This is a genomic window from Bacillus sp. AK031, from assembly GCF_053903065.1.
The window spans coordinates 175,705-196,960 of sequence record NZ_CP096424.1 but is presented as its reverse complement, the minus strand read 5'-3'; the positions used below and the strand labels follow the sequence as shown (position 1 = coordinate 196,960).

At 45.9% G+C, this 21,256-nt stretch carries 16 protein-coding genes; 2 read left to right on the top strand and 14 right to left on the bottom strand.

Features of this window, described 5'->3' with window-relative positions:
• Positions 1–295: 295 nt before the first annotated feature.
• The 5 genes from glpX to M1E09_RS00895 all read right to left on the bottom strand — a co-directional run bounded on the left by glpX (position 296) and on the right by M1E09_RS00895 (position 5,472).
• Positions 296–1,258 (bottom strand): class II fructose-bisphosphatase, encoded by a 963-nt coding sequence (gene glpX / locus M1E09_RS00915; protein WP_456273036.1) that lies wholly within the window; start codon positions 1,256–1,258, stop codon positions 296–298.
• Between the two features lie 118 nt (positions 1,259–1,376).
• Complete coding sequence (locus M1E09_RS00910) at positions 1,377–2,663, bottom strand: UDP-N-acetylglucosamine 1-carboxyvinyltransferase (protein WP_456273035.1); 1,287 nt, start codon at positions 2,661–2,663, stop codon at positions 1,377–1,379.
• A gap of 658 nt (positions 2,664–3,321) precedes the next feature.
• Positions 3,322–3,972, bottom strand: a complete 651-nt coding sequence (gene fsa / locus M1E09_RS00905; protein WP_456273034.1) for a fructose-6-phosphate aldolase — start codon at positions 3,970–3,972, stop codon at positions 3,322–3,324.
• A gap of 114 nt (positions 3,973–4,086) precedes the next feature.
• On the bottom strand, positions 4,087–4,944 hold the full coding sequence (locus M1E09_RS00900; protein WP_456273033.1) for a class II fructose-bisphosphate aldolase: 858 nt from the start codon (positions 4,942–4,944) through the stop codon (positions 4,087–4,089).
• Between the two features lie 165 nt (positions 4,945–5,109).
• Positions 5,110–5,472, bottom strand: coding sequence for a response regulator (locus M1E09_RS00895; protein WP_456273032.1), 363 nt, complete (start codon positions 5,470–5,472; stop codon positions 5,110–5,112).
• Positions 5,473–5,771: 299 nt separating this feature from the next.
• Here M1E09_RS00895 and M1E09_RS00890 point away from each other — a divergent pair, with 299 nt between their 5' ends.
• The gene (locus M1E09_RS00890; RefSeq protein ID WP_456273031.1) at positions 5,772–6,290 is read left to right on the top strand and encodes a DUF2529 domain-containing protein; all 519 of its coding nucleotides are present in this window, start codon (positions 5,772–5,774) and stop codon (positions 6,288–6,290) included.
• An 87-nt stretch (positions 6,291–6,377) separates the two neighbouring features.
• Here M1E09_RS00890 and M1E09_RS00885 read toward each other — a convergent pair whose 3' ends face one another.
• The 7 genes from M1E09_RS00885 to M1E09_RS00855 all read right to left on the bottom strand — a co-directional run bounded on the left by M1E09_RS00885 (position 6,378) and on the right by M1E09_RS00855 (position 17,031).
• Positions 6,378–7,979, bottom strand: a complete 1,602-nt coding sequence (locus M1E09_RS00885; protein ID WP_456273030.1) for a CTP synthase — start codon at positions 7,977–7,979, stop codon at positions 6,378–6,380.
• A 308-nt stretch (positions 7,980–8,287) separates the two neighbouring features.
• Positions 8,288–8,842, bottom strand: coding sequence for a DNA-directed RNA polymerase subunit delta (rpoE, locus tag M1E09_RS00880; RefSeq protein ID WP_456273029.1), 555 nt, complete (start codon positions 8,840–8,842; stop codon positions 8,288–8,290).
• A 657-nt stretch (positions 8,843–9,499) separates the two neighbouring features.
• The gene (gene icmF / locus M1E09_RS00875; RefSeq protein WP_456273028.1) at positions 9,500–12,766 is read right to left on the bottom strand and encodes a fused isobutyryl-CoA mutase/GTPase IcmF; all 3,267 of its coding nucleotides are present in this window, start codon (positions 12,764–12,766) and stop codon (positions 9,500–9,502) included.
• A gap of 21 nt (positions 12,767–12,787) precedes the next feature.
• Positions 12,788–13,417: a TetR/AcrR family transcriptional regulator gene (locus M1E09_RS00870; RefSeq protein WP_456273027.1), complete on the bottom strand. Its 630-nt coding sequence runs from the start codon at positions 13,415–13,417 to the stop codon at positions 12,788–12,790.
• 302 nt (positions 13,418–13,719) lie between these two features.
• Positions 13,720–14,859, bottom strand: a complete 1,140-nt coding sequence (locus tag M1E09_RS00865) for an acyl-CoA dehydrogenase (protein ID WP_456273026.1) — start codon at positions 14,857–14,859, stop codon at positions 13,720–13,722.
• A 106-nt stretch (positions 14,860–14,965) separates the two neighbouring features.
• Positions 14,966–16,102 carry an acyl-CoA dehydrogenase gene (locus M1E09_RS00860; RefSeq protein WP_456273025.1) on the bottom strand — a complete coding sequence of 379 codons (1,137 nt, stop codon included), beginning with the start codon at positions 16,100–16,102 and terminating at the stop codon, positions 14,966–14,968.
• Between the two features lie 77 nt (positions 16,103–16,179).
• Positions 16,180–17,031, bottom strand: coding sequence for a 3-hydroxybutyryl-CoA dehydrogenase (locus M1E09_RS00855; RefSeq protein ID WP_456273024.1), 852 nt, complete (start codon positions 17,029–17,031; stop codon positions 16,180–16,182).
• Positions 17,032–17,069: 38 nt separating this feature from the next.
• Here M1E09_RS00855 and M1E09_RS00850 point away from each other — a divergent pair, with 38 nt between their 5' ends.
• Positions 17,070–17,267, top strand: coding sequence for a hypothetical protein (locus M1E09_RS00850; RefSeq protein ID WP_456273023.1), 198 nt, complete (start codon positions 17,070–17,072; stop codon positions 17,265–17,267).
• Here M1E09_RS00850 and M1E09_RS00845 read toward each other — a convergent pair.
• Together M1E09_RS00845 and M1E09_RS00840 are read right to left on the bottom strand one after the other, a co-directional pair.
• The gene (locus M1E09_RS00845) at positions 17,257–18,444 is read right to left on the bottom strand and encodes an acetyl-CoA C-acetyltransferase (RefSeq protein WP_456273022.1); all 1,188 of its coding nucleotides are present in this window, start codon (positions 18,442–18,444) and stop codon (positions 17,257–17,259) included. The genes M1E09_RS00850 and M1E09_RS00845 overlap by 11 nt on opposite strands.
• Positions 18,445–19,028: 584 nt before the next feature.
• Positions 19,029–21,146 carry a (Fe-S)-binding protein gene (locus M1E09_RS00840; RefSeq protein ID WP_456273021.1) on the bottom strand — a complete coding sequence of 706 codons (2,118 nt, stop codon included), beginning with the start codon at positions 21,144–21,146 and terminating at the stop codon, positions 19,029–19,031.
• Positions 21,147–21,256: the final 110 nt, after the last annotated feature.

Sequence of the window (21,256 nt, the reverse complement as noted above, 5' to 3'; positions counted from 1 at the left end):
AATGACACCACTCTTTAATTATTTGAAATCTACCATATGGAGAACGTTATGATAGGAAAAAATTGCTGGAAAATTGAAATGAAGAAATAAAGAAGCAATTTCTTGTGAAGTATTTATATATATTTGAAAATAAAACAACTACTATCTAACCACATTTTTCATGGTAAATCAACTAGGAATAAGAAGGGAAGGAAAAGTCATGCCGGGCAGAGGAATACCCGCATCTTTCTCTTTATATAGGAAATGCCAGCTTTAACGGTTCAGAGCCGTCAAAGCTGACCTTTTGTCTTTATGATTATCTGATTACCAGGTTAGGTTTCTTTTGCAAGCTGTGGCGGCCGTCGATGAAGCGGACGGTACCGGACTTGGCTCTCATGACAACAGAGTGTGTCAAACCGTGAGTCCCTTTTAACTGGACGCCTCGTAAAAGTTCTCCGTCTGTAACACCTGTTGCTGCAAAGATAGCATCATCGCCGGTTACCAGGTCTTCCATTCGCAAAATCTTGCTGCAATCAAGGCCCATGCTTACACAACGTTCCGCTTCGGCATCGTTTTGCGGCAGAAGCTTCCCTTGGATTTCTCCGCCAAGGCATTTCAGTGCTACTGCGGCAAGAACTCCTTCAGGTGCTCCGCCAGAACCAAAGAGAATGTCAACACCCGTATGATCGAATGCCGTATTCATCGCACCGGCAACATCTCCGTCATTGATCAGCTTGATTCGTGCTCCCGCTTCTCTCAGCTGGGCAATAATATGGGCATGGCGCTCACGGTTAAGGACCGTTGCCACTACATCTTCAATATCTTTATTTTTCGCGCGTGCGACTGCTTTCAGGTTATCCAGAACGGATGCATTGATGTCGACCTGCCCGACAGCTTCAGGGCCAACCGCAATCTTGTCCATGTACATATCTGGAGCATTCAACAGGTTGCCGTGATCAGCGACCGCCAGAACAGCAAGAGCATTCCAGCCGCCTGATGCAACGATGTTTGTGCCTTCAAGGGGATCAACCGCTACGTCAACACGCGGGCCATAGCCTGTCCCTAATTTTTCACCGATATAAAGCATTGGGGCCTCATCCATTTCCCCTTCCCCAATGACAACTGTTCCCTTCATTGGTACAGTGTCAAACACATCTCTCATTGCAGATGTTGCTGCTCCATCAGCTTCGTCTTTTTTTCCTCTTCCCATCCAACGGGCTGAAGCAAGAGCTGCTCCTTCCGTCACTCGTACAAGTTCCATTGATAAACTTCTTTCCATGATTTCTGCCTCCTGTGTCACAATTATATTTTTATTTGCGAATTGTATAACATAATAATAAATATATTGTAACACATTAAGTGAATAGAGACAGGATTATTTTAAAAAAGCATGTTTATCAGGAGCTTTTCAATTGTTCTAACTCTTCCGGCGTCATCTTTTCACGCCAGATTGTCGCACCCAGACCTTCAAGCTTCTCAACCAGGCTGCTATATCCGCGGTCGATATGCTCAAGTCCCGTTACTTCTGTAACACCTTCAGCCATCAGTCCCGCAACCACGAGCGCTGCACCTGCTCTCAGGTCACTCGCTTTGACTTTGGCGCCTTGAAGCTGCACAGGTCCGTTGATGATTGCCGAACGGCCTTCAACCTTTATGTTGGCATTCATTCTGCGAAGTTCATCGATATGCTTGAAGCGTGCCGAATAGATCGTATCCGTCACGACTGCAGAACCTTTTGCCCTCGTCAATAATGATGTGAATGGCTGCTGCAAGTCAGTCGGGAACCCTGGGTACACAAGCGTTTTAATATCCACGGAATTCAGATTCTCGGCTTTTCCGATAAAAATCTGCTCATCACTCGTTTCAATTGGAACACCCATTTCACGGAGCTTCGCAATCAAAGATTCCATGTGAAGAGGGATGACGTTATCAATTAATACACCTTCACCTGCCGCAGCACCTAAAATCATGAAGGTACCTGCTTCGATACGGTCCGGGATAATTGTATGGCGGCAGCCGCTTAAGTTCTCGACTCCATCGATACGGATGACATCCGTACCGGCACCTTTGATTCTTGCACCCATATTTGTTAAAAGTGTTGCTACATCAATGATTTCCGGTTCTTTCGCAGCATTTTCTATAATTGTCTGACCTTTTGCCCTTACAGCCGCCAGCATGATATTAATCGTGGCACCAACGCTGACAACATCAAGATAGATACGGGCACCGCGAAGCTCGTCCGCTCTCAGGTAAATAGCACCCTGTTCATTGGTCACTTCGGCACCTAATGCCTCAAATCCTTTAATGTGCTGGTCGATTGGACGCGGGCCAAGATGGCAGCCGCCCGGCAGGCCGATCGCCGCTTTTTTGAAACGGCCGAGCATGGCACCCATTAAATAATAGGACGCTCTCAGCTTTTTCACTCTGCCGCTTGGCAGCGGCATCGAAATCATTTGTGACGGATCCACTCTCATCTCACCGTCTTCAAACGAAACATGTCCGCCGATTTCTTCAAGCAATGCCTGAAGTGTCTGGACATCTGAGATATCAGGCAATCCTTCAATTGTTACTGGAGAGTCGGCAAGAATGGTTGCCGGAATGAGGGCTACAGCGCTGTTTTTCGCTCCACTTACCTTTATGGTCCCTTTCAGTGGATAACCGCCTGCAATTTTTAGCTTTTCCATTTTAGACTCCCTTCCATATTTCCATGATGAATTTTCCATAAACTTAGCAACGATTTATTCATGTTGTTCCTTTCAGCCGAAGCATCCCAAATGATGCTTTTTGCCTCCGGATATTTTTGTGGGTATTTTTACCAATAAAAATAATTCTAAGAAGTATTGTCTACTAGTTTATACATAATTCGCCAAAACATGTATAGGTGATTAGATTTTTTTAAAATTTATATCATTTTTACTATAAATCTTGTCGATATGTTGTTTTTCATCCAACACTAATACTGTGTTGCAGAAAAAACTAATGTGTTTTATTAAGCTCTTTTCGGAAAGATTCAGCTGTTGAAGAGTTATGGATTTCCGCTCCAGCCGTACGACTCCGCGGGGCGGGCGTTGAGCCTCCTCGGCTTCGCCTGCGGGGTTACGTTCCAGTGGGTACGTAACCTTGGTCTCACCTGTCCCGCTAGTCCCGCAGGAGGTCGCACGGCTTCCGCTCCAATCCCCCTATGTAAAAGGGGAGAGGGTAAAATAGCGTTCAAAGGCATCATCTATTCGAAAAGAGCCTTTTAAAAAGAAACCTTACTTTTTTCTAAGCATAGATTTACACATCTAAAGAATTGCATTCCTATCCAAATCTGTATTTGGAATAAGAACACCGGCACTTAGATTATTTTTCTTTTCTAGCACTCCAGTCATCAAGGAATGCTTGGATTCCTTTGTCTGTCAGCGGGTGTTTAAACAATTGACCCAACACTTTGTATGGAGTTGTCGCAATATGCGCGCCTCTTAGTGCTGCATCCGTGATGTGCTGCGGGTGTCTGATGGAAGCGGCGATGATTTCTGTTTCGATCCCGTGAATAGCAAAGATTTCAGCGATTTTCTCGATCAGTTCCATTCCGTCATGGCCGATATCATCCAGCCTTCCAAGGAACGGCGATACATAAGTTGCTCCCGCTCTTGCCGCAAGCAAGGCCTGGTTCGCACTGAATACAAGCGTTACATTTGTTTTGATTCCCTCTTTTGAGAAGACAGAAACGGCTTTAAGCCCTTCAGGTGTCATTGGAACTTTTACCGTGATATTCGGAGCGATAGCTGCAAGTTCCCTGCCTTCCTTGATCATGCCTTCAGCATCGAGTGCAATGACTTCACCAGAAACAGAACCTGGGACAAGGTCCGCAATTTCTTTCAGGCGGTCATGGAAGGATACTCCTTCTTCTTTTGCAACTAGAGAAGGATTCGTCGTTACTCCTGAAATGATTCCCCACTCAAACGCTTCACGAATTTCATCCATATTGGCTGTATCAATAAAAAACTTCATTACAATTCCACTTCCTTCGACTAAATTTTCAAAACAGTTTAAATGAACGGAAACCGCCTTATACACTTAAGGCGGTTTCTATAAGGGTTGTATTGAATTCTATTTATATTTGGCTTATGCCTGGTTTGAAGAACCGAATTCACGCATTTTGCCGATAACCGTCTGCTTGATGGCTTCGCGGGCAGGTCCAAGATATTTACGTGGATCGTACATATTTGGATCTTCTGCAAGTACTTCGCGCACTTTTTTCGCAGATGCGATTTGGTTTTCAGTGTTTACGTTGATTTTTGCCGTACCGTAAGATACCGCTCTTTGGATGTCCTTTGTCGGAATTCCTGTACCGCCGTGAAGTACCAGAGGCACTCCAGTAGCTGCACCGATTTCTTCCATTTCCTTGAATCCAAGGTTCGGCTCGCCTTTGTATGGTCCGTGAACAGAACCAAGGGCAGGCGCCAATGTATCGATGCCAGTACGCTCAACAAGCTCCTGGCACTCTTTAGGGTCAGCATAGATAACGCCGTCCGCAACGACATCATCCTCTTGACCGCCGACAACGCCAAGTTCTGCTTCAACAGAAACACCTTTAGAGTGTGCATACTCAACCACTTTAGAAGTGATTTCGATGTTTTCCTCAAAAGGACCGTGGGATGCATCAATCATAACAGATGTGAAACCTGCATCGATTGCTTCTTTACATTTATCATAGCTTGAACCGTGGTCAAGGTGGATAGCGACAGGAACTGTGATGTTGTAGTCTTCCAAAAGACCTTCAACCATTTTCACAACTGTTTTGAATCCGCCCATATAGCGTGCTGCACCTTCGGAAACACCAAGGATTACCGGTGATTTCTCTTCTTCTGCAGCTTGCAGGATTGCTTGAGTGAACTCAAGGTTATTTAAATTGAATTGCCCGACAGCATAACTGTTATTTTTTGCATTGATCAGCATTTCTTTCATTGAAACTAAAGGCATGAAGTTTTTCCTCCTTTTATTGAGTCAGTATGTAAACTGGTTACCCGTTTCTCAGTGTTTGCAATTTCATCTGTATAATACCAAAAAGGATAACATTTTACCAACAGACCGCCCCTTTTTTATAAAAAGAAGTACTATTGTGTATTTTCAATTATTTGGAAAGGGTTACATTGTCGCATATTGTTTGACTGCGTTCCGAATGTCATCAATATCAAACGGTTTGGCGAAATGAGTCAATGCTCCCAAATCCTTGGCTTCCTGGATCATATCCAGTTCTCCGTATGCCGTCATGATGATGACGCGGATATCTGCATCCTTTTGTTTCATTCTCTTTAAAATTTCAATACCGTCCATTCCCGGTATCTTCATATCGAGCAATACCAGATCAGGGGAGTGCTTATCCACGATATCCAAGGCCTGGATTCCGTTGGCCGCTTGAAACGTGTTGTACCCTTCCTTTTGCAATACTTCATTCAATAAAATCCGGATACCAAATTGATCATCAACTATAAGAATTTTTTCTTTCATTAGTCCACCTCTTCCCCTCTTATTCACACGTAAAACGTGGTAAAAGCTACCGCATATGCGGTGCTGTTTTGTTCGTTTTTTTGCTGAATCTCTTTTTTATTACAGGATAAAACGTTATATAGTAATTATGTATCATGATATATTAATTCAAGAGTATACTTCAACGCAGGACTGCCAAACTCCTTCTTTTTCGGATAATTTTACATTCAGCCCTGGCAAATTTATAATTTATCACGTATCCATTTGGCTCATCGTTTTTTTGCCGATAAGGCTTTCTTATGAGAAAGGAGAAATAATAAATGATTAAAATGTTCACGACACAGCTTTCGGGACTTTTCAACCGGATTGCCGATAAAGAGGAATTTTCGATTGAAGATGGAGCCCGCCTTCTTGCCCAGGCTTCTGTCGGGGAAGGACATATTTACATAAAAGGGTTTGCTGAAATGGAAAGTGTCACGCTAGAGGCACTTTACGGGCATGAGAAGCTGGAAGGTGCGAAGGCACTTGATTCAGTGGAAGATTTGACTGAAGCGGACCGCGTGCTGCTTGTTTCCCGTTTTTCGTCAGATGAAGAGGCCGTTAGTCTCGCTGGTGAGCTTGTAGAAAGAGGTATTGCTTTTACAGCCATTTCGGGGGTTGCCAACCCAGAGGATGATGGTTTGGTGGACTTGGCTGACATCCATATCGACACTAAGCTCATTAAAGGCATGCTTCCTGGAGAAATGGGAGAGCGTGTTGGCTTTCCTTCCAGTATAGCAGCCCTTTATATCTACTATCTGATCAGGTTTTCGATGGAAGAGATGCTGGAGGAGTATTGAGTAGTTATCCCCTAAAGCTCACCATTCAACCAAATAAAAGAGCCGGAATCTGAATAGGTTCCGGCTCTTTTCCATATTTAAATATTATTACTTCGCATTCTCCAATGCCGCATTGATGAAATCGCGGAATAGCGGCTGCGGACGCGTTGGGCGGGATGTGAACTCCGGATGGAATTGTGAAGCCACAAACCAAGGGTGATCCGCAAGCTCGATGATTTCAACCAATCGGCCGTCAGGACTCGTACCGGAGAAGATGAAGCCCGCTTCTTCCATTTGGTCCCTGAAGTGATTGTTGAACTCATAACGGTGGCGGTGGCGTTCGTACACAACCTCACCTGCATAAGCGTCATATGCTTTTGTTCCCGGGATCAGTTTGCAAGGGTAAAGGCCTAAGCGAAGTGTTCCGCCCATGTCCTCGATATCTTTTTGCTCTGGAAGCAAGTCGATGATCGGGTATGGTGTTTCGGCATTTAGCTCAGCTGAGTGGGCTGTTTCGTAACCCAGCACGTTGCGGGCATACTCGACGGAAGCCAGCTGCATGCCAAGGCAGATGCCCAGGAAAGGCACTTTGTTTTCACGTGCATATTTTGTGACAGTGATCTTTCCTTCGACACCTCGGTCACCGAAGCCTCCAGGTACGAGGATTCCGTCAACATCACTCATCAACTCATCCACGTTTTCACTGTTGATTAACTCAGAGTTCAGCCATTTCACTTCAACATCAGCATCAAAGTTGTAGCCTGCATGTTTCAAGGCTTCCACTACTGAAATATACGCATCTTGAAGTTCTACATATTTCCCGACAAGTGCAATTTTCGTTTTCTTGCTCAGGTTGCGCACTCTGTGGAGCAGTTCATTCCACTCTGTCATGTCTGCTTCACCGCAATCAAGCTTCAAGTGCTCGCACGTAAGCTGATCAAGTTTCTGATCCTGAAGGGCAATCGGCACAGCATATAATGTATCCGCATCCATCGCTTCAATTACCGCACGTTGATCGATGTCACAGAACAACGCAATTTTATCTTTCATATCCTGAGTCATCGGCATTTCCGTACGCACAACGATTACATTTGGCTGGATACCGAGGCTTCTCAGTTCTTTAACACTGTGCTGCGTCGGTTTTGTTTTCATTTCACCGGCAGCCTTGATGTATGGCACAAGTGTACAATGGATGTACATCACATTGTCACGTCCTACATCGTTCTTGATTTGGCGGATGGCTTCAAGGAATGGCAGGGATTCGATGTCCCCTACTGTTCCGCCGATTTCCGTGATGACGATGTCAGCGTTGGTTTCGCGGCCCGCACGGAAAACCCGTTCTTTGATTTCGTTTGTAATATGTGGAATAACCTGAACCGTTCCGCCCAGATAGTCGCCGCGGCGTTCTTTTTTCAATACAGTTGAGTAGATTTTCCCTGTTGTCACAGAGCTGTATTTATTCAGGTTGATATCGATGAAACGCTCGTAATGTCCTAAATCAAGGTCTGTTTCCGCACCATCATCTGTTACGAAAACTTCTCCATGCTGGTACGGGCTCATTGTACCAGGATCCACGTTGATATAAGGATCAAATTTTTGGGTTGTTACTTTCAACCCGCGGTTTTTTAATAGTCTTCCAAGTGATGCAGCAGTGATTCCTTTTCCTAATGAGGAAACTACACCGCCTGTTACGAAAATATACTTTGTCATGCAAAGTGCCCCCTTCTCCAAGTTAGTGTCTAAAAAAAGTATGTTCAGCAGGGCTGAACATTAGTCTCATAAGATGAAATTAATCCAAGGTCTGATTCAACAAACTTCCTGCGCCAGCTGGCAAAACAGCCGGCGTTCTCCTGAAAATAAAGCAGGAAAAGCTTATTGGATCAGCATCAAGGGGGTGCAAAAAACAAAAAACGCCCCCGCTTACCGTAGTAAGGGGAGCGTTGAGTTTAAGTTCTGATCCTTCTAAAAGGAGCCCAAATAAAATACTACCTTCCTCGACATAAGTTGTCAAGAACAGATTATTTGTCTTCTTCCGAATCGTCCTCTTCGTCGACTTCTTCTTCCTCTTCATCGTCGCCAAGGTCATATTCGTCTTCATCAATCAGTTCATCATCGACTTCTTCTTCATCATCATCTGCATCCAGATCATCGTCGTCATCGAGATCGTCATCATCATCTGTAAGATCTTCTTCATCCAGGTCATCAAGATCGTCAAAATCAAGATCCTCTTCATCGAAGTCCTCTTCCAGATCTTCTTCTTTTTTCTTGGCTTTTTTCTTGCGAGGTTTGATTGTCGGTACGGTTTCCTCTTCGATCTGGTCGACCGGATACCATGCTCTGATGCCCCAGCGGTTTTCACCTAATGCGATGAAACGGCCGTCAACATTCAGGTCTGTGTAAAACTGCACCATACGGGAGCGGATTTCCTCCTCTGATAATCCTTGCAATTTGCCGATTTCTTTTAATAAGTCGTTAAACGCTACTGCCTGTTTTTTCTCTGAAAGCAGTTCATGTGCTAGTTCAATGAAGGACTTTTGACGCAATTCTTCCGTCGATAATTGCTTTAAACTCATCTGACGCACTTCCTTTCTCTATTTCACACTCTATTAAATAAAGAGTGACTAAAGGGCATAATTCACGAATTTGCCTAAAAACCATATTATTCATTATAAACAATATAGATGGGTTTATGCTAGATTTATGCAGTTTTTCTTTTATTTTTTTCCAAGTTCATGTAGAAAAAATCGCCTGGGGATTGCTGAGGGTAAAATAAAAGAGAATTGCCTTGTTCAGCTGTTCCTTTCAAGCTGATTCAGGGCAATTCCCCTTTTCCTTCTAACTTGGCGTGCCTCTCTCTCACTGAGTTACTGGAGAACTCCGTGATTGCTTCATAAAAAAAGTAAACAGACAACAGCAAGAGAGGGATTGAACCCAGCAGATTTTGATAAAGATATATAGAAATTACGCACCCTGTTATAAACAGGCCGTACTTAAAAATATATTTCACAACGTCACTCCCTGCCATATGTCCTGTGCAACCGAAAACATTACTCTTCTCCTATTATAGTAGAAAATGAGCGATTGTAATATTAAATCTGTGTTAAAAAACAGGTCATAAGTCTTTACCGCTTTAAAGCACGAAGAGGGACTGTCCCTTTCGTCGCTTTAAAGCGGTAAAGGCTAAAATAACTGATCCAAAGGCATTGGCCTTTGGATCAGTTGATGTGGGCTTACATGTTTCTTCTGTATTGCCCGCCTACTTCATATAGTGCTCTTGTGATTTGGCCCAGGCTTGCAACTTTGACGGTTTCCATTAGTTCGGCGAAGATGTTGCCGCCGCCTACAGCCGCTTCTTTTAATGATTTCAATGCTTCTTCTGTGCTGTCCTTGCTGCGCTCCTGGAAGTTGCGCAGGTTGCTGATTTGCGTTTCTTTCTCTTCTTTCGTTGCACGTGCAAGTTCCATGCTGTCCATCTGTTCTTCGGATGGAGGGTTAGGATTCAAGTACGTGTTCACCCCTACGATTGGAAGCTCACCACTATGTTTCTTCATTTCATAGTACATGGATTCTTCCTGGATTTTTCCGCGCTGGTACTGAGTTTCCATGGCGCCTAATACACCGCCGCGGTCATTGATACGTTCGAATTCTGTCAGAACCGCTTCTTCTACAAGATCCGTTAATTCTTCTGCGATAAAGGACCCTTGCAGCGGATTTTCATTTTTCGAAAGACCATGTTCTTTTGTAATGATCATCTGGATCGCCATTGCCCGGCGGACAGACTCTTCTGTCGGTGTCGTAATCGCTTCGTCATACGCATTGGTATGAAGGGAGTTACAGTTATCCTGCAGAGCCATCAATGCCTGAAGTGTTGTACGGATATCGTTAAAGTCGATTTCCTGTGCATGCAGGGAGCGTCCGGATGTCTGGATGTGGTACTTCAGCTTTTGGCTTCGCTCGTTCGCGCCATACTTATCTCTCATGACTGTCGCCCAGATCCGGCGGGCAACCCTTCCGATTACGGTATACTCAGGATCAAGTCCGTTTGAGAAGAAGAATGATAGATTCGGTGCGAAGTCGTTGATATCCATGCCTCTGCTCAAGTAGTACTCAACATACGTGAAGCCATTTGCAAGCGTGAATGCAAGCTGGGAAATCGGGTTCGCTCCCGCTTCTGCGATATGGTAGCCGGAAATCGATACAGAGTAGTAATTGCGTACTTTGTGGTCGATGAAGTACTGCTGGATATCACCCATCATTCGTAACGCAAATTCAGTTGAGAAGATACAAGTATTCTGCCCTTGGTCTTCTTTTAAAATATCCGCCTGAACAGTTCCGCGCACAACATTCAATGTCGCTTCTTTCACCTCGGTGAATTCTTCAAGGCTGAGCGTTCTGCCAAGCTCTTCCTCTTTCTTTTTCACTTGCTGGTCAATCGCGGTGTTCATGAACATGGCCAAGATGATAGGCGCAGGTCCGTTAATCGTCATAGATACGGAAGTTGAGGGAGCGCAAAGGTCAAACCCTGCGTAAAGCTTTTTCATATCATCCAATGTACAGATGCTGACACCGCTCTCCCCGACTTTTCCGTAAATATCAGGTCGGTGATCCGGGTCTTCTCCATAAAGAGTTACAGAATCAAATGCCGTACTCAAGCGCTTCGCATCATCGTCTTTAGACAGGTAATGGAAGCGGCGGTTCGTTCTTTCCGGCGTTCCTTCTCCGGCAAACTGGCGCTTAGGATCTTCGCCTTTTCGTTTGAACGGGAACACGCCTGCCGTATAAGGGAAGGCACCCGGTACATTTTCTTTGTATACCCAGCCAAGGATTTCACCGAAATCTTTATATTTCGGAAGAGCGACTTTCGGAATATGGATTCCGGACAGGCTCTTCGTTTTCAGCTCGGTGATGATTTCTTTATCCCTGATTTTTGTCACATACTGCTCTGCACCATATTTCTCCTTGAATTCTTCCCATCCATCAAGGATTTTCTTTGATTCAGGAGTCAGTTTTTCTTCAACATTTTTCTTCAAACTTTCCAGAGAAGCCACGACTTCCTCATTCGCTTCCTGTTCCTTCACAGCATCAATTGCCCCGTTCAGTTGGAACAGTTTGCGCGCAAGGCCTACTTGCTCTTCTGCTTTTCTATGATAATTTCTCACTGTTTCAGAGATTTCTCTTAAGTAGTAACGGCGGTCATTCGGAATGATGACATTTTGTTTTTCAACATCAACATCTTTAGAGAATGGCGTTGTCCAGCCAAGCTCCAACTTATGATTGATTTTTTCAACCAGTGCCGCGAACAAAGCATTCGTGCCCGGATCATTGAACTGGCTTGCAATCGTACCATATACCGGCATTTCATCCAGATTTTTATCAAACAGCAGATGGCTGCGTTGATACTGTTTCTGCACCTGGCGTCTCGCATCCTCCGACCCTTTGCGCTCAAACTTGTTGATAACAATCAGGTCGGCAAAATCGATCATATCGATCTTTTCAAGCTGTGACGGAGCACCGAACTCGCTTGTCATGACATACATGGACAGATCACAGATTTCAGCGATTTCCGCATCCCCTTGCCCGATACCGGATGTCTCGACTATGACAAGGTCGTATCCTGCTGCTTTTACAACATTGATAGAATCCTTGATTGCCAATGAAAGTTCTGTCTTGGATCCTCGTGTTGCCAAACTTCTCATGAATACGCGGTTGTTGAAGATTGCGTTCATGCGGATACGGTCACCTAGTAACGCACCGCCTGTCTTTTGCTTGGTCGGATCAATGGAAAGAATCGCGACTTTTTTCTCCGGAATTTCATTCAGGAAACGTCTGATCAGCTCATCTGTCAATGAACTTTTTCCTGCCCCGCCTGTTCCTGTGATCCCAACGACCGGCACAGCGCTTGCCATTGACTTCACTTCAGAAAGGACCGACTGTGCTGTTGCTGCCGCTTCTTCATTGGAGTTAATTTGATATTCAGCAAGCGAGATCAACTTGGAAACAGTGTTGATATTTCCGGCCTGCAGTTTGTTCAGTTCATCTCCGACAGAAGATGTGACGGTCGGGAAGTCGCACTCTTCGATCATTTTGTTGATCATCCCTTGAAGGCCTTGAGTCCGGCCATCTTCCGGTGAAAAAATACGGGCAATGCCGTACTCATGGAGTTCTTTGATTTCCCGAGGAATAATGACTCCGCCGCCTCCGCCGTAAATGCGGATATGTGAAGCCCCTCTTTCCTTCAGAAGGTCGTACATATACTTAAAGTACTCGACATGCCCTCCCTGATAAGATGAGATGGCAATTCCCTGCACATCCTCCTGGATAGCCGCATTGACGACCTCTTCTACGGCACGATTGTGTCCAAGATGGATCACCTCCGCTCCGCTCGCCTGGATGATTCTTCGCATGATATTAATAGAAGCGTCATGGCCGTCGAACAAGCTTGAAGCCGTTACAAAACGAACATGATGCTTTGGTTTATAAATTTCAACAGTACTCATCGTTCTCCCCCTGTTCGCTAACTATTCTAAAAATCCGTTGATACCGGCAAACAACAGCTCTGTCTGCAGCTCGATGTATTCTTCGAGTGTATATTTCTTTCGCAGTGCCCAGCGGCGGAATCCCCACATCTGCCCCTGGACAAAAAGGTTTTGGGCAAGCAGGTGGATTCTGCTTTCATCGAGCTTCAACTCGCCATTTTCACAGCAATTCTTGATTAACGTCTCGAACATGCCGACCATCTCAAGCTCTTTTTGCAGAACGTATGGAAGTGCGTCCTTTGAAAGCGACTTCGCTTCCTGGTACATGACAAGAACTTCATCCTGCATGTTGTCCATCACCCTGAAATAATGGTCGATCCCGAGCTTCAGGCTTTGAAGTGTCCCCTTGTTTGTATCCATTCCCTGAAGCTCTGTCCGAACCTGTTCATAAATACTGTCACAAACCAGGTAAAGGACATCTTCCTTAGCCCTGATATATTCATACAGCGTCCCGATGCTGAAACCGGCCGCCTTGGCAATCTCTCTAGTCGTCGTGCGGTGAAACCCCTTCTGTTTGAAGAGAGAGACAGCTCCGCGGATCATTTCATCGCGCCGCTTTTCTACCAGCCGTTCATCTTTTACTGAAGCATGAACTTCTCTCTTTTTATTCACATTAACCGACCGCCTTTGTTGACCACCTGTTTTCTCCCAATAAATCAAATTATCCCCTTTGTTCTTTTGAGGGGGGATTTCCGCTCCAGGTGTGCGACTCCGCGGGGCGGGCGTTGAGCCTCCTCGGCTTTGCCTGCGGGGTCTCAAGCTGTCCCGCTAATCCCGCAGGAGGTCGCACACCTTCCGCTCCAATCAACACATGGACCGTTAAGATCAACTGCCCTCCTTAGAATAAAACCCTGTTTTAAGAAAGAAGTCTCAACTAAGGTCCACTTTCCCCCTTCTCCTTAAAAATCCAATTATTACTTCGTCACCATACGGGAAATGACCAGTCGCTGGATTTCCTGTGTTCCTTCGTAAATCTGTGTGATTTTCGCATCACGCATGTAACGCTCTACCGGATAGTCTTTTGTATATCCGTAGCCGCCGAAAATCTGTACAGCTTCTGTGGTTACTTTCATTGCCGTGTCACCAGCCATCAGCTTCGACATCGCAGACTCTTTACCGTATGGAAGACCTTCAGACTCCAGCCAAGCTGCCTGATAAGTCAATAAGCGTGATGCTTCGATGCTTGTCGCCATGTCAGCCAGCTTGAAGGAGATACCCTGGTTGGCTGCAATCGGTTTTCCGAACTGCTCGCGGTCTTTTGCATAAGCAATCGAAGCATCAAGGGCACCTTGTGCAATTCCAACTGCCTGGGCAGCGATTCCGTTACGGCCTCCATCCAATGTCATCATTGCAATCTTGAAGCCTTCTCCTTCTTGGCCAAGCATGTTCTCTTTTGGCACACGGCAGTTGTCAAAAACGATCTCCGTAGTCGGTGATGAACGGATACCCAGTTTCTTTTCCTTCTTGCCGACTGAGAAGCCTTCAAATCCGCTCTCAACGATGAATGCAGATGTTCCTCTCTGTTTTTGGGAAGGATCTGTTAAAGCGAATACAACATAGATGTCAGCGATACCGCCATTCGTAATGAAGATTTTTGATCCGTTTAAAATATAGTCGTCGCCGTCAAGCTTGGCAGTCGTTTTCATTCCGCCTGCATCTGAACCTGAAGCCGGCTCAGTCAAACCATATCCGCCGATTTTCTCGCCTTGCGCCATCGGCTTAAGGTATTTCTGCTTTTGTTCTTCGTTACCGAACTTATAGATCGGCCATCCCGCCAAAGATGTGTGTGCCGATAGAGTAACGCCCGTTGAAGCACATACGCGTGATAATTCTTCAACTGCGATACAGTATGCAAGGTAATCACTGCCGATTCCGCCGTACTCTTCCGGCCAAGGAATACCTGTCAACCCAAGCTCAGCCATCTTATCGAACAACTCGCGGTCAAAGCGCTCTTCCTCATCGCGCTCTGCTGCTGTCGGTTCTACTTCGTTCTTCGCGAAATCGCGGACCATTTTGCGGATCATTTCATGTTCTTCTGATAGTTTGAAATTCATTTCTCTTCCCCCGTTTGTCTGTTTAATAGGTTGTCGGCGCTTTAACACTTTAAAGCGCGATAAGGGACAGTCCCTCTTAGCGCTTTAGAGCATTAAAGCATGCCGTTTATTTCAATAGGTTCTTGCTGATAACCATTCTTTGGATTTCGCTTGTGCCTTCGTAGATCTCGGTCACTTTCGCATCTCGGAATAATCTTTCTACCGGATATTCTTTTGTATAACCGTAACCCCCGTATACCTGGATGGCTTCTGTAGTGACATCGACTGCTGCTTTCGATGCGAACAACTTGGCGATGGACGCCTCTTTCCCGCAATTCAAGCCTTCGCTTCTCATGTTGGCAGCGCGGTAGACTAATAGTTTCGCTCCTTCCACGCTTGTTGCCATGTCAGCGAGCTTGAAGCCGATTCCTTGCTGTGCCGCAATTGGTTTGCCGAATTGAACACGCTCTTTCGCATAATCAGTTGAATATTCAAAAGCAGCTTCTGCAATTCCAAGTGCCTGGGCAGCGATTCCGATACGGCCGACATCAAGGTTAGCCATTGCGATTTTGAATCCTTGGCCTTCTTCTCCTAAAAGATTCTCAGCAGGAACTTTCATATCTTCAAATGTAAGCTGCACTGTTCTTGAGCCATGAAGCCCCATTTTGTGCTCATCTTTTCCGATGACAAGCCCCGGTGTATCTTTTTCCACAATAAAGGCTGAAACCCCGCGTCCGCCTTTTTCAGGATCTGTGGAAGCAAAGACGATATAGACATCTGCCTCGCCGCCGTTTGTGATGAATACTTTAGAGCCGTTTATCACATAATGGTCGTCTTTTTTGACAGCGCGTGACTTCAGGCTTCCCGCGTCAGAACCTGCAGCAGGTTCAGTCAGGCAGAATGCCCCCAAATATTCACCCGTCGCAAGCTTTGTCACATACTTTTGCTTCTGTTCTTCTGTCCCGAAGTAAAGGATCGGGTTCGTTCCGACCGATGTATGAACGGACAGGATCACACCCACTGTAGCGCTCACCTTGGATAATTCATGGATGGCACTGATATAAGAGGTGAAGTCCATCTCTGATCCGCCGTATTTTTCAGGGATTGTGATTCCCATCAGGCCAAGGTCAGCCATCTTTTTCAGAATTTCTCTTGGAAACTCCCCTTCTTCCATTCTTTCAATAAATGGTGCGATTTCCGTCTGGGCAAAATCGCGGACCATTTTTCTCATCATTTGCTGTTCTTCTGTAAAACGCAGATCCATCCTGTTTTCCTCCCTGATGTTATTCTCAGCCAGGCTGTATTGCCTGTGGCAGCTTTTTAGCTTTGATAAAAATCAACTTACTCGTAAGAATAGAAACCGCGGCCTGTCTTTTTGCCTAACCAGCCGGCTTTCACATACTTGCGAAGCAGTGGACACGGTCGGTATTTATCGTCTCCGAATCCTTCGTGAAGGGTTTCCATGATATACAGGCAAGTGTCGAGCCCGATGAAGTCAGCCAGTGTAATCGGTCCCATTGGGTGATTCATGCCAAGCTTCATGACTTCATCAATCGCTTCCTTCGTCGCCACTCCTTCATAAAGTGTATAAATCGCTTCGTTGATCATCGGCATCAACACACGGTTGGATACGAATCCAGGGAAGTCTTCCACTTCTACGCCGACTTTGTTCAATGTTTTCGTCATGTCTTCGATTTCCTGGTACACTTCATCTGCTGTCGCCAGTCCGCGGATGATCTCAACGAGTTTCATCACCGGTACCGGGTTCATGAAGTGCATGCCGATGACTTTTTCCGGACGTTTCGTCGCTGCCGCCACTTCCGTAATCGGAAGTGAAGAAGTGTTCGTAGCGAGGATTGCATGTGCCGGAGCAATTTCATCCAGCTGGGCAAAGATTTTTGTTTTGATATCCATGTTTTCAACTGCTGCTTCAATCACAAGGTCTACATCGCTGGCATCCTGCAGGTCTGTAGATTGGGTTAGGTTGGCAAGAACCTTTTCTTTGTCTTCTTCTGACATTCTGCCTTTTTCCACCGAGCGGGAAAGGTTTTTATTGATGACACCCATGCCGCGCTGTACAAAATCTTCTTTCAAATCGTTCAGTTTCACGCTGAATCCTGCCTGTGCACATACTTGGGCAATTCCGGATCCCATCTGGCCTGCGCCTACTACCATTACTTTTTTGATACTCATCTATGGTTTCTCCCCTTTGTTTAATGCTGTTGGTTTCTTTGTTCATCGGCGTTTTTCAATTTAACGACGGTTTTGGCCGGTTTATCGGCGGTTTCGAAGCATTTATCGGCGATAATCACCGGTTTATCGGCGGAAAGTGGACATTTATCGGCGAACCGACAAACTCCGACACCTTTCTCACCGCCGCCTTCCCAGAAGAGCTTCTCCCCCGCCAGCTAAAACCTCTTACTTCTTAGGCACCTCAATCATAATCGCATCTCCCTGGCCGCCGCCTGAACAAATGGAGGCAATTCCGATTCCGCCTCCGCGTCGTTTCAGCTCGTAAGCCAGTGTAAGGATGATTCTTGCTCCGCTGGCGCCGATCGGGTGGCCGATTGCCACTGCTCCGCCGTTCACGTTGACTTTGCTTTCATCCAGATTCGCAATTTTCCCGCTCGTCAATGCGACTGCCGCGAACGCTTCATTTATTTCAAATAAATCGATTTCTTCTAATGTTTTGCCTGTTTTTTTCAAAAGTTCATTGATGACTAATCCTGGAGTTTGCGGGAAGTTCTCAGCTTCCAGTGCAATCGCCGTATGGCCAAGGATGTAAGCTAAAGGTTCTTTCCCTTCTTTAGAGGCGCGTTCTTCGCTCATCAAGACCATAGCAGCTGCTCCGTCATTCACTCCCGGTGCGTTTCCTGCTGTAATCGATCCATCTGAACCAAAAACTGGGGACAGTTTTGATAGTTTTTCTATGGATGTGTCTTTTCTAGGTGCTTCATCACGGTCCACCGTAATCGGATCGCCTTTACGCTGCTGTACCTGAACAGCTGTGATTTCTTCTGAAAGAATGCCTTCTTCCGTTGCTTTCACCGCCAACTTATGGCTGCGTTCTGACCAGCGGTCCTGATCTTCACGGGAAATTTCAAATTCGCTCGCAGTGCTGTTTCCGTATGTGCCCATGTGGACATTGTTAAAGCTGCAAGTGAGTCCGTCGTGAACCATCAGGTCTTTTACATGAGAGTCGCCCATGCGCATTCCCCAGCGTGCTTTCGGCAGGATGTACGGAGCATTTGACATCGATTCCATACCACCTGCTACAATGACTTCCCCATCCCCTGCACGGATGATCTGGTCGGCCATCGTGACACTTCGCATACCGGATGCACACACCTTGTTGATTGTTTCGGTTCTTACATTCCAAGGAAGGCCCGCGTGGCGTGATGCCTGGCGTGACGGAATTTGTCCCTGTCCACCCTGCAAAACCGATCCAAGGATAAGCTCTTCTACGTCGCTGCCTTCAACGCCGGCTCTTTTCAGGGCTTCCTTTACTGCAAGTCCGCCAAGCTCCGATGCTGTAAATGAACTTAAGCCTCCTCCAAATTTACCAAACGGTGTGCGTGCACCATCAAGAATGACTGTTTTCCCCATTTCACTCTCTCCTTTTCTGTAAAATCTATAATTTTCCCACAATTGATACCGCTTTCAACTTTTCGACTGAACGCTCGCTCAAAACTGTTATGAAAAGAAAGGGCCTGGCAGCCATAACATCGAATCGATACTATCCGGGACCAGACCCTGTTATTTCTTAGAAAACAATTTTGTAAGCCTTTACCATTCTATTCTAAAGTAAAAATAGTATGAATGGAATAACTTTGCTGAAAATTGATACTATTTACAGGTTGGCTTTAATAAAAAACCGTTGTTTCCGCTCCAGCCACTCGCTTTCCTAGGGGGCGGGCGGTGAGCCTCCTTGGCTTCATAAAAAGTGGAAGCGGCCGTTCAGCACCGTACGGATTGGAGGGCTCCTGCATGAGATAAAGGAATCACAACGAACAAGATGAGTTGATGATGACTTATCGCAAGGAAGGAGACCGAAATCCGCTAGGTGCTGGCCGCTGGAGCTGGATTCGCCTGCGGGGTCTCACCTGTCCCGCTAATCCCCCAGGAGTCGAGTGCCTTCCGCTCCAACAACTCAGCGTAACTTTCCACCAGCCTTAACATTTTATTTTTTATTAAGAAGCGATTGTCGTATCTTTCGGATCGCCGCAAACTGCTTTCTCAAGCAATTCTGCTACGTCCAGTGTTGAAACGTTGTCTTCCACTTCTTTCGCCTTCGTACCATCTGATAGCATCGTCAGACAGTAAGGACAGCCGGAACTAATGACAGATGGGTTGGTTTCAAGCGCCTGCTCTGTTCGGGCGACATTGACGCGGTGGCCTTTGTCTTCTTCCATCCACATCAAGCCTCCGCCGGCTCCACAGCACATACCGTTTTGTCTGTTTCTTTCCATTTCAAGCAGCTTAACTCCCGGAATGGCTTTCAGGATATCACGAGGCGGTTCGTACACTTCGTTGTATCTGCCAAGGTAGCAGGAATCATGGAAGGTAATCGTTTCATTCACTTCGTATTGCGGTTTCAACCTGCCTTCTTTGACCAGTTGTGCAAGTACTTCCGTGTGATGGAAAACTTCTGCTTCCAAGCCGAAGTCAGGATATTCATTTTTGAAAATGTTATAAGCATGCGGGTCGGTGGTGATGATTTTCTTCACTTCATGTTTCTCGAATTCCGCAATGTTTGATGTTGCAAGCTCCTGGAATAAGAACTCATTGCCCAGACGGCGAGGAGTATCCCCGGAGTTTTTCTCCTTGTTTCCAAGAATTGCGAACTTGACGCCGGCTTCATTTAAAAGCTTGGCAAAAGAAAGCGCTATTTTTTGGCTTCGGTTATCAAATGATCCCATTGAGCCGACCCAGAATAGGTATTCAAAATCTTCTCCGGCTTTCTTCATTTCTTTTACAGTTGGAATATGAACATCTTCTCTTCCCTCACGCCAGTTTTCACGCTCTTTGCGGTTAAGGCCCCAAGGGTTTCCTTGACGCTCGATATTTTGCATCGCGCGCTGTGCATCGGCATCCATTTTCCCTTCAGTCAGGACAAGGTAACGGCGAAGGTCAATGATTTTGTCAACGTGTTCGTTCATGACCGGACATTGGTCTTCACAGTTACGGCAAGTCGTACATGCCCAGATTTCTTCTTCCGTGATGACGTCCCCGATCAAGCTTGGGCTGTAGTCCAGTGTTGCTGCAGCTTCTTCTGCACCCTGACCGGCAGCAGCCATTGCCAGCTGATTTCCTTGTGTACTATTGAAAGCCATCGTCGGCACCCAAGGCTTCTTGGATGTTACGGCCGCACCATGGTTTGTTAAGTGGTTACGCAGCTTAACGATCAGATCCATCGGAGACAGCATTTTCCCTGTCCCTGTAGCCGGGCACATATTGGTACAGCGTCCACACTCAACACATGCGTAGAAATCAATCATTTGCAGCTGATTGAATTCTTCGATTTTCCCCACACCGAAACTCTCGGCGGTTTCATCTTCAAAATCAATCGGTTTTAACTTTCCTGGATTGTCCAGGCGGTTAAAGTACACATTGGCAGGACCGGCAAGCAAGTGAGCGTGCTTGGATTGCGGCACGTACACAAGGAATGCAAGCAGGAACAATAAGTGAATCCACCATGCCACATAGAAAATGACAATGGACGCTGTTTCTCCTATCCAGCCCAGACCGCCGGCAAACAAGGAAGCAATCGGCTCCGTCCAGCCCAGCTCATGGCCATGCCAGATAAGCCCCATACCATTTCCAAGAAGTACAGAAAGCATCAATCCGCCGATGAAAAGTAGTACAAGACCTGATTTAAAGCCCCTTTTCAAGCGGACAAGCTTTTCAACATAGCGGCGGTGGAAAGCCCAGACGACCGCTATCAGAATCGTCAGTGTGACAATCTCCTGGAAGAACGTAAAGGCAGGATACAAAGGCCCCAAAGGCAGATGTGATCCAGGCGCAAGCCCTTTCCAGATAAAATCGATCGCACCGAACTGAACTAATATAAATCCATAGAAGAACATGACGTGAATCGCGCCGCTCTTCTTATCCTTCAAGAGCTTCTTCTGACCGAAAACATTCACGGCAATTTTCTTCATGCGTTCTTTCACATTATTATCAAACTCGACTTTCTTCCCGAGTTTGATATACTCAATCCTTGTTTTCACAACATATACGAATAAACTGACTGCGTAAGCGGTTACAAGAATGAATGCAATCCAGTTTATCCACAACAAAACGTCCATGTTATAGACTCTCCCCTCTTAATACCTTGATTTCTTCTCCCTTTGTTGCAAATTTTAAAAAGGAAATAATATTCAGAATGTTCCCTACCTCTATTATATAGTGAATGAGC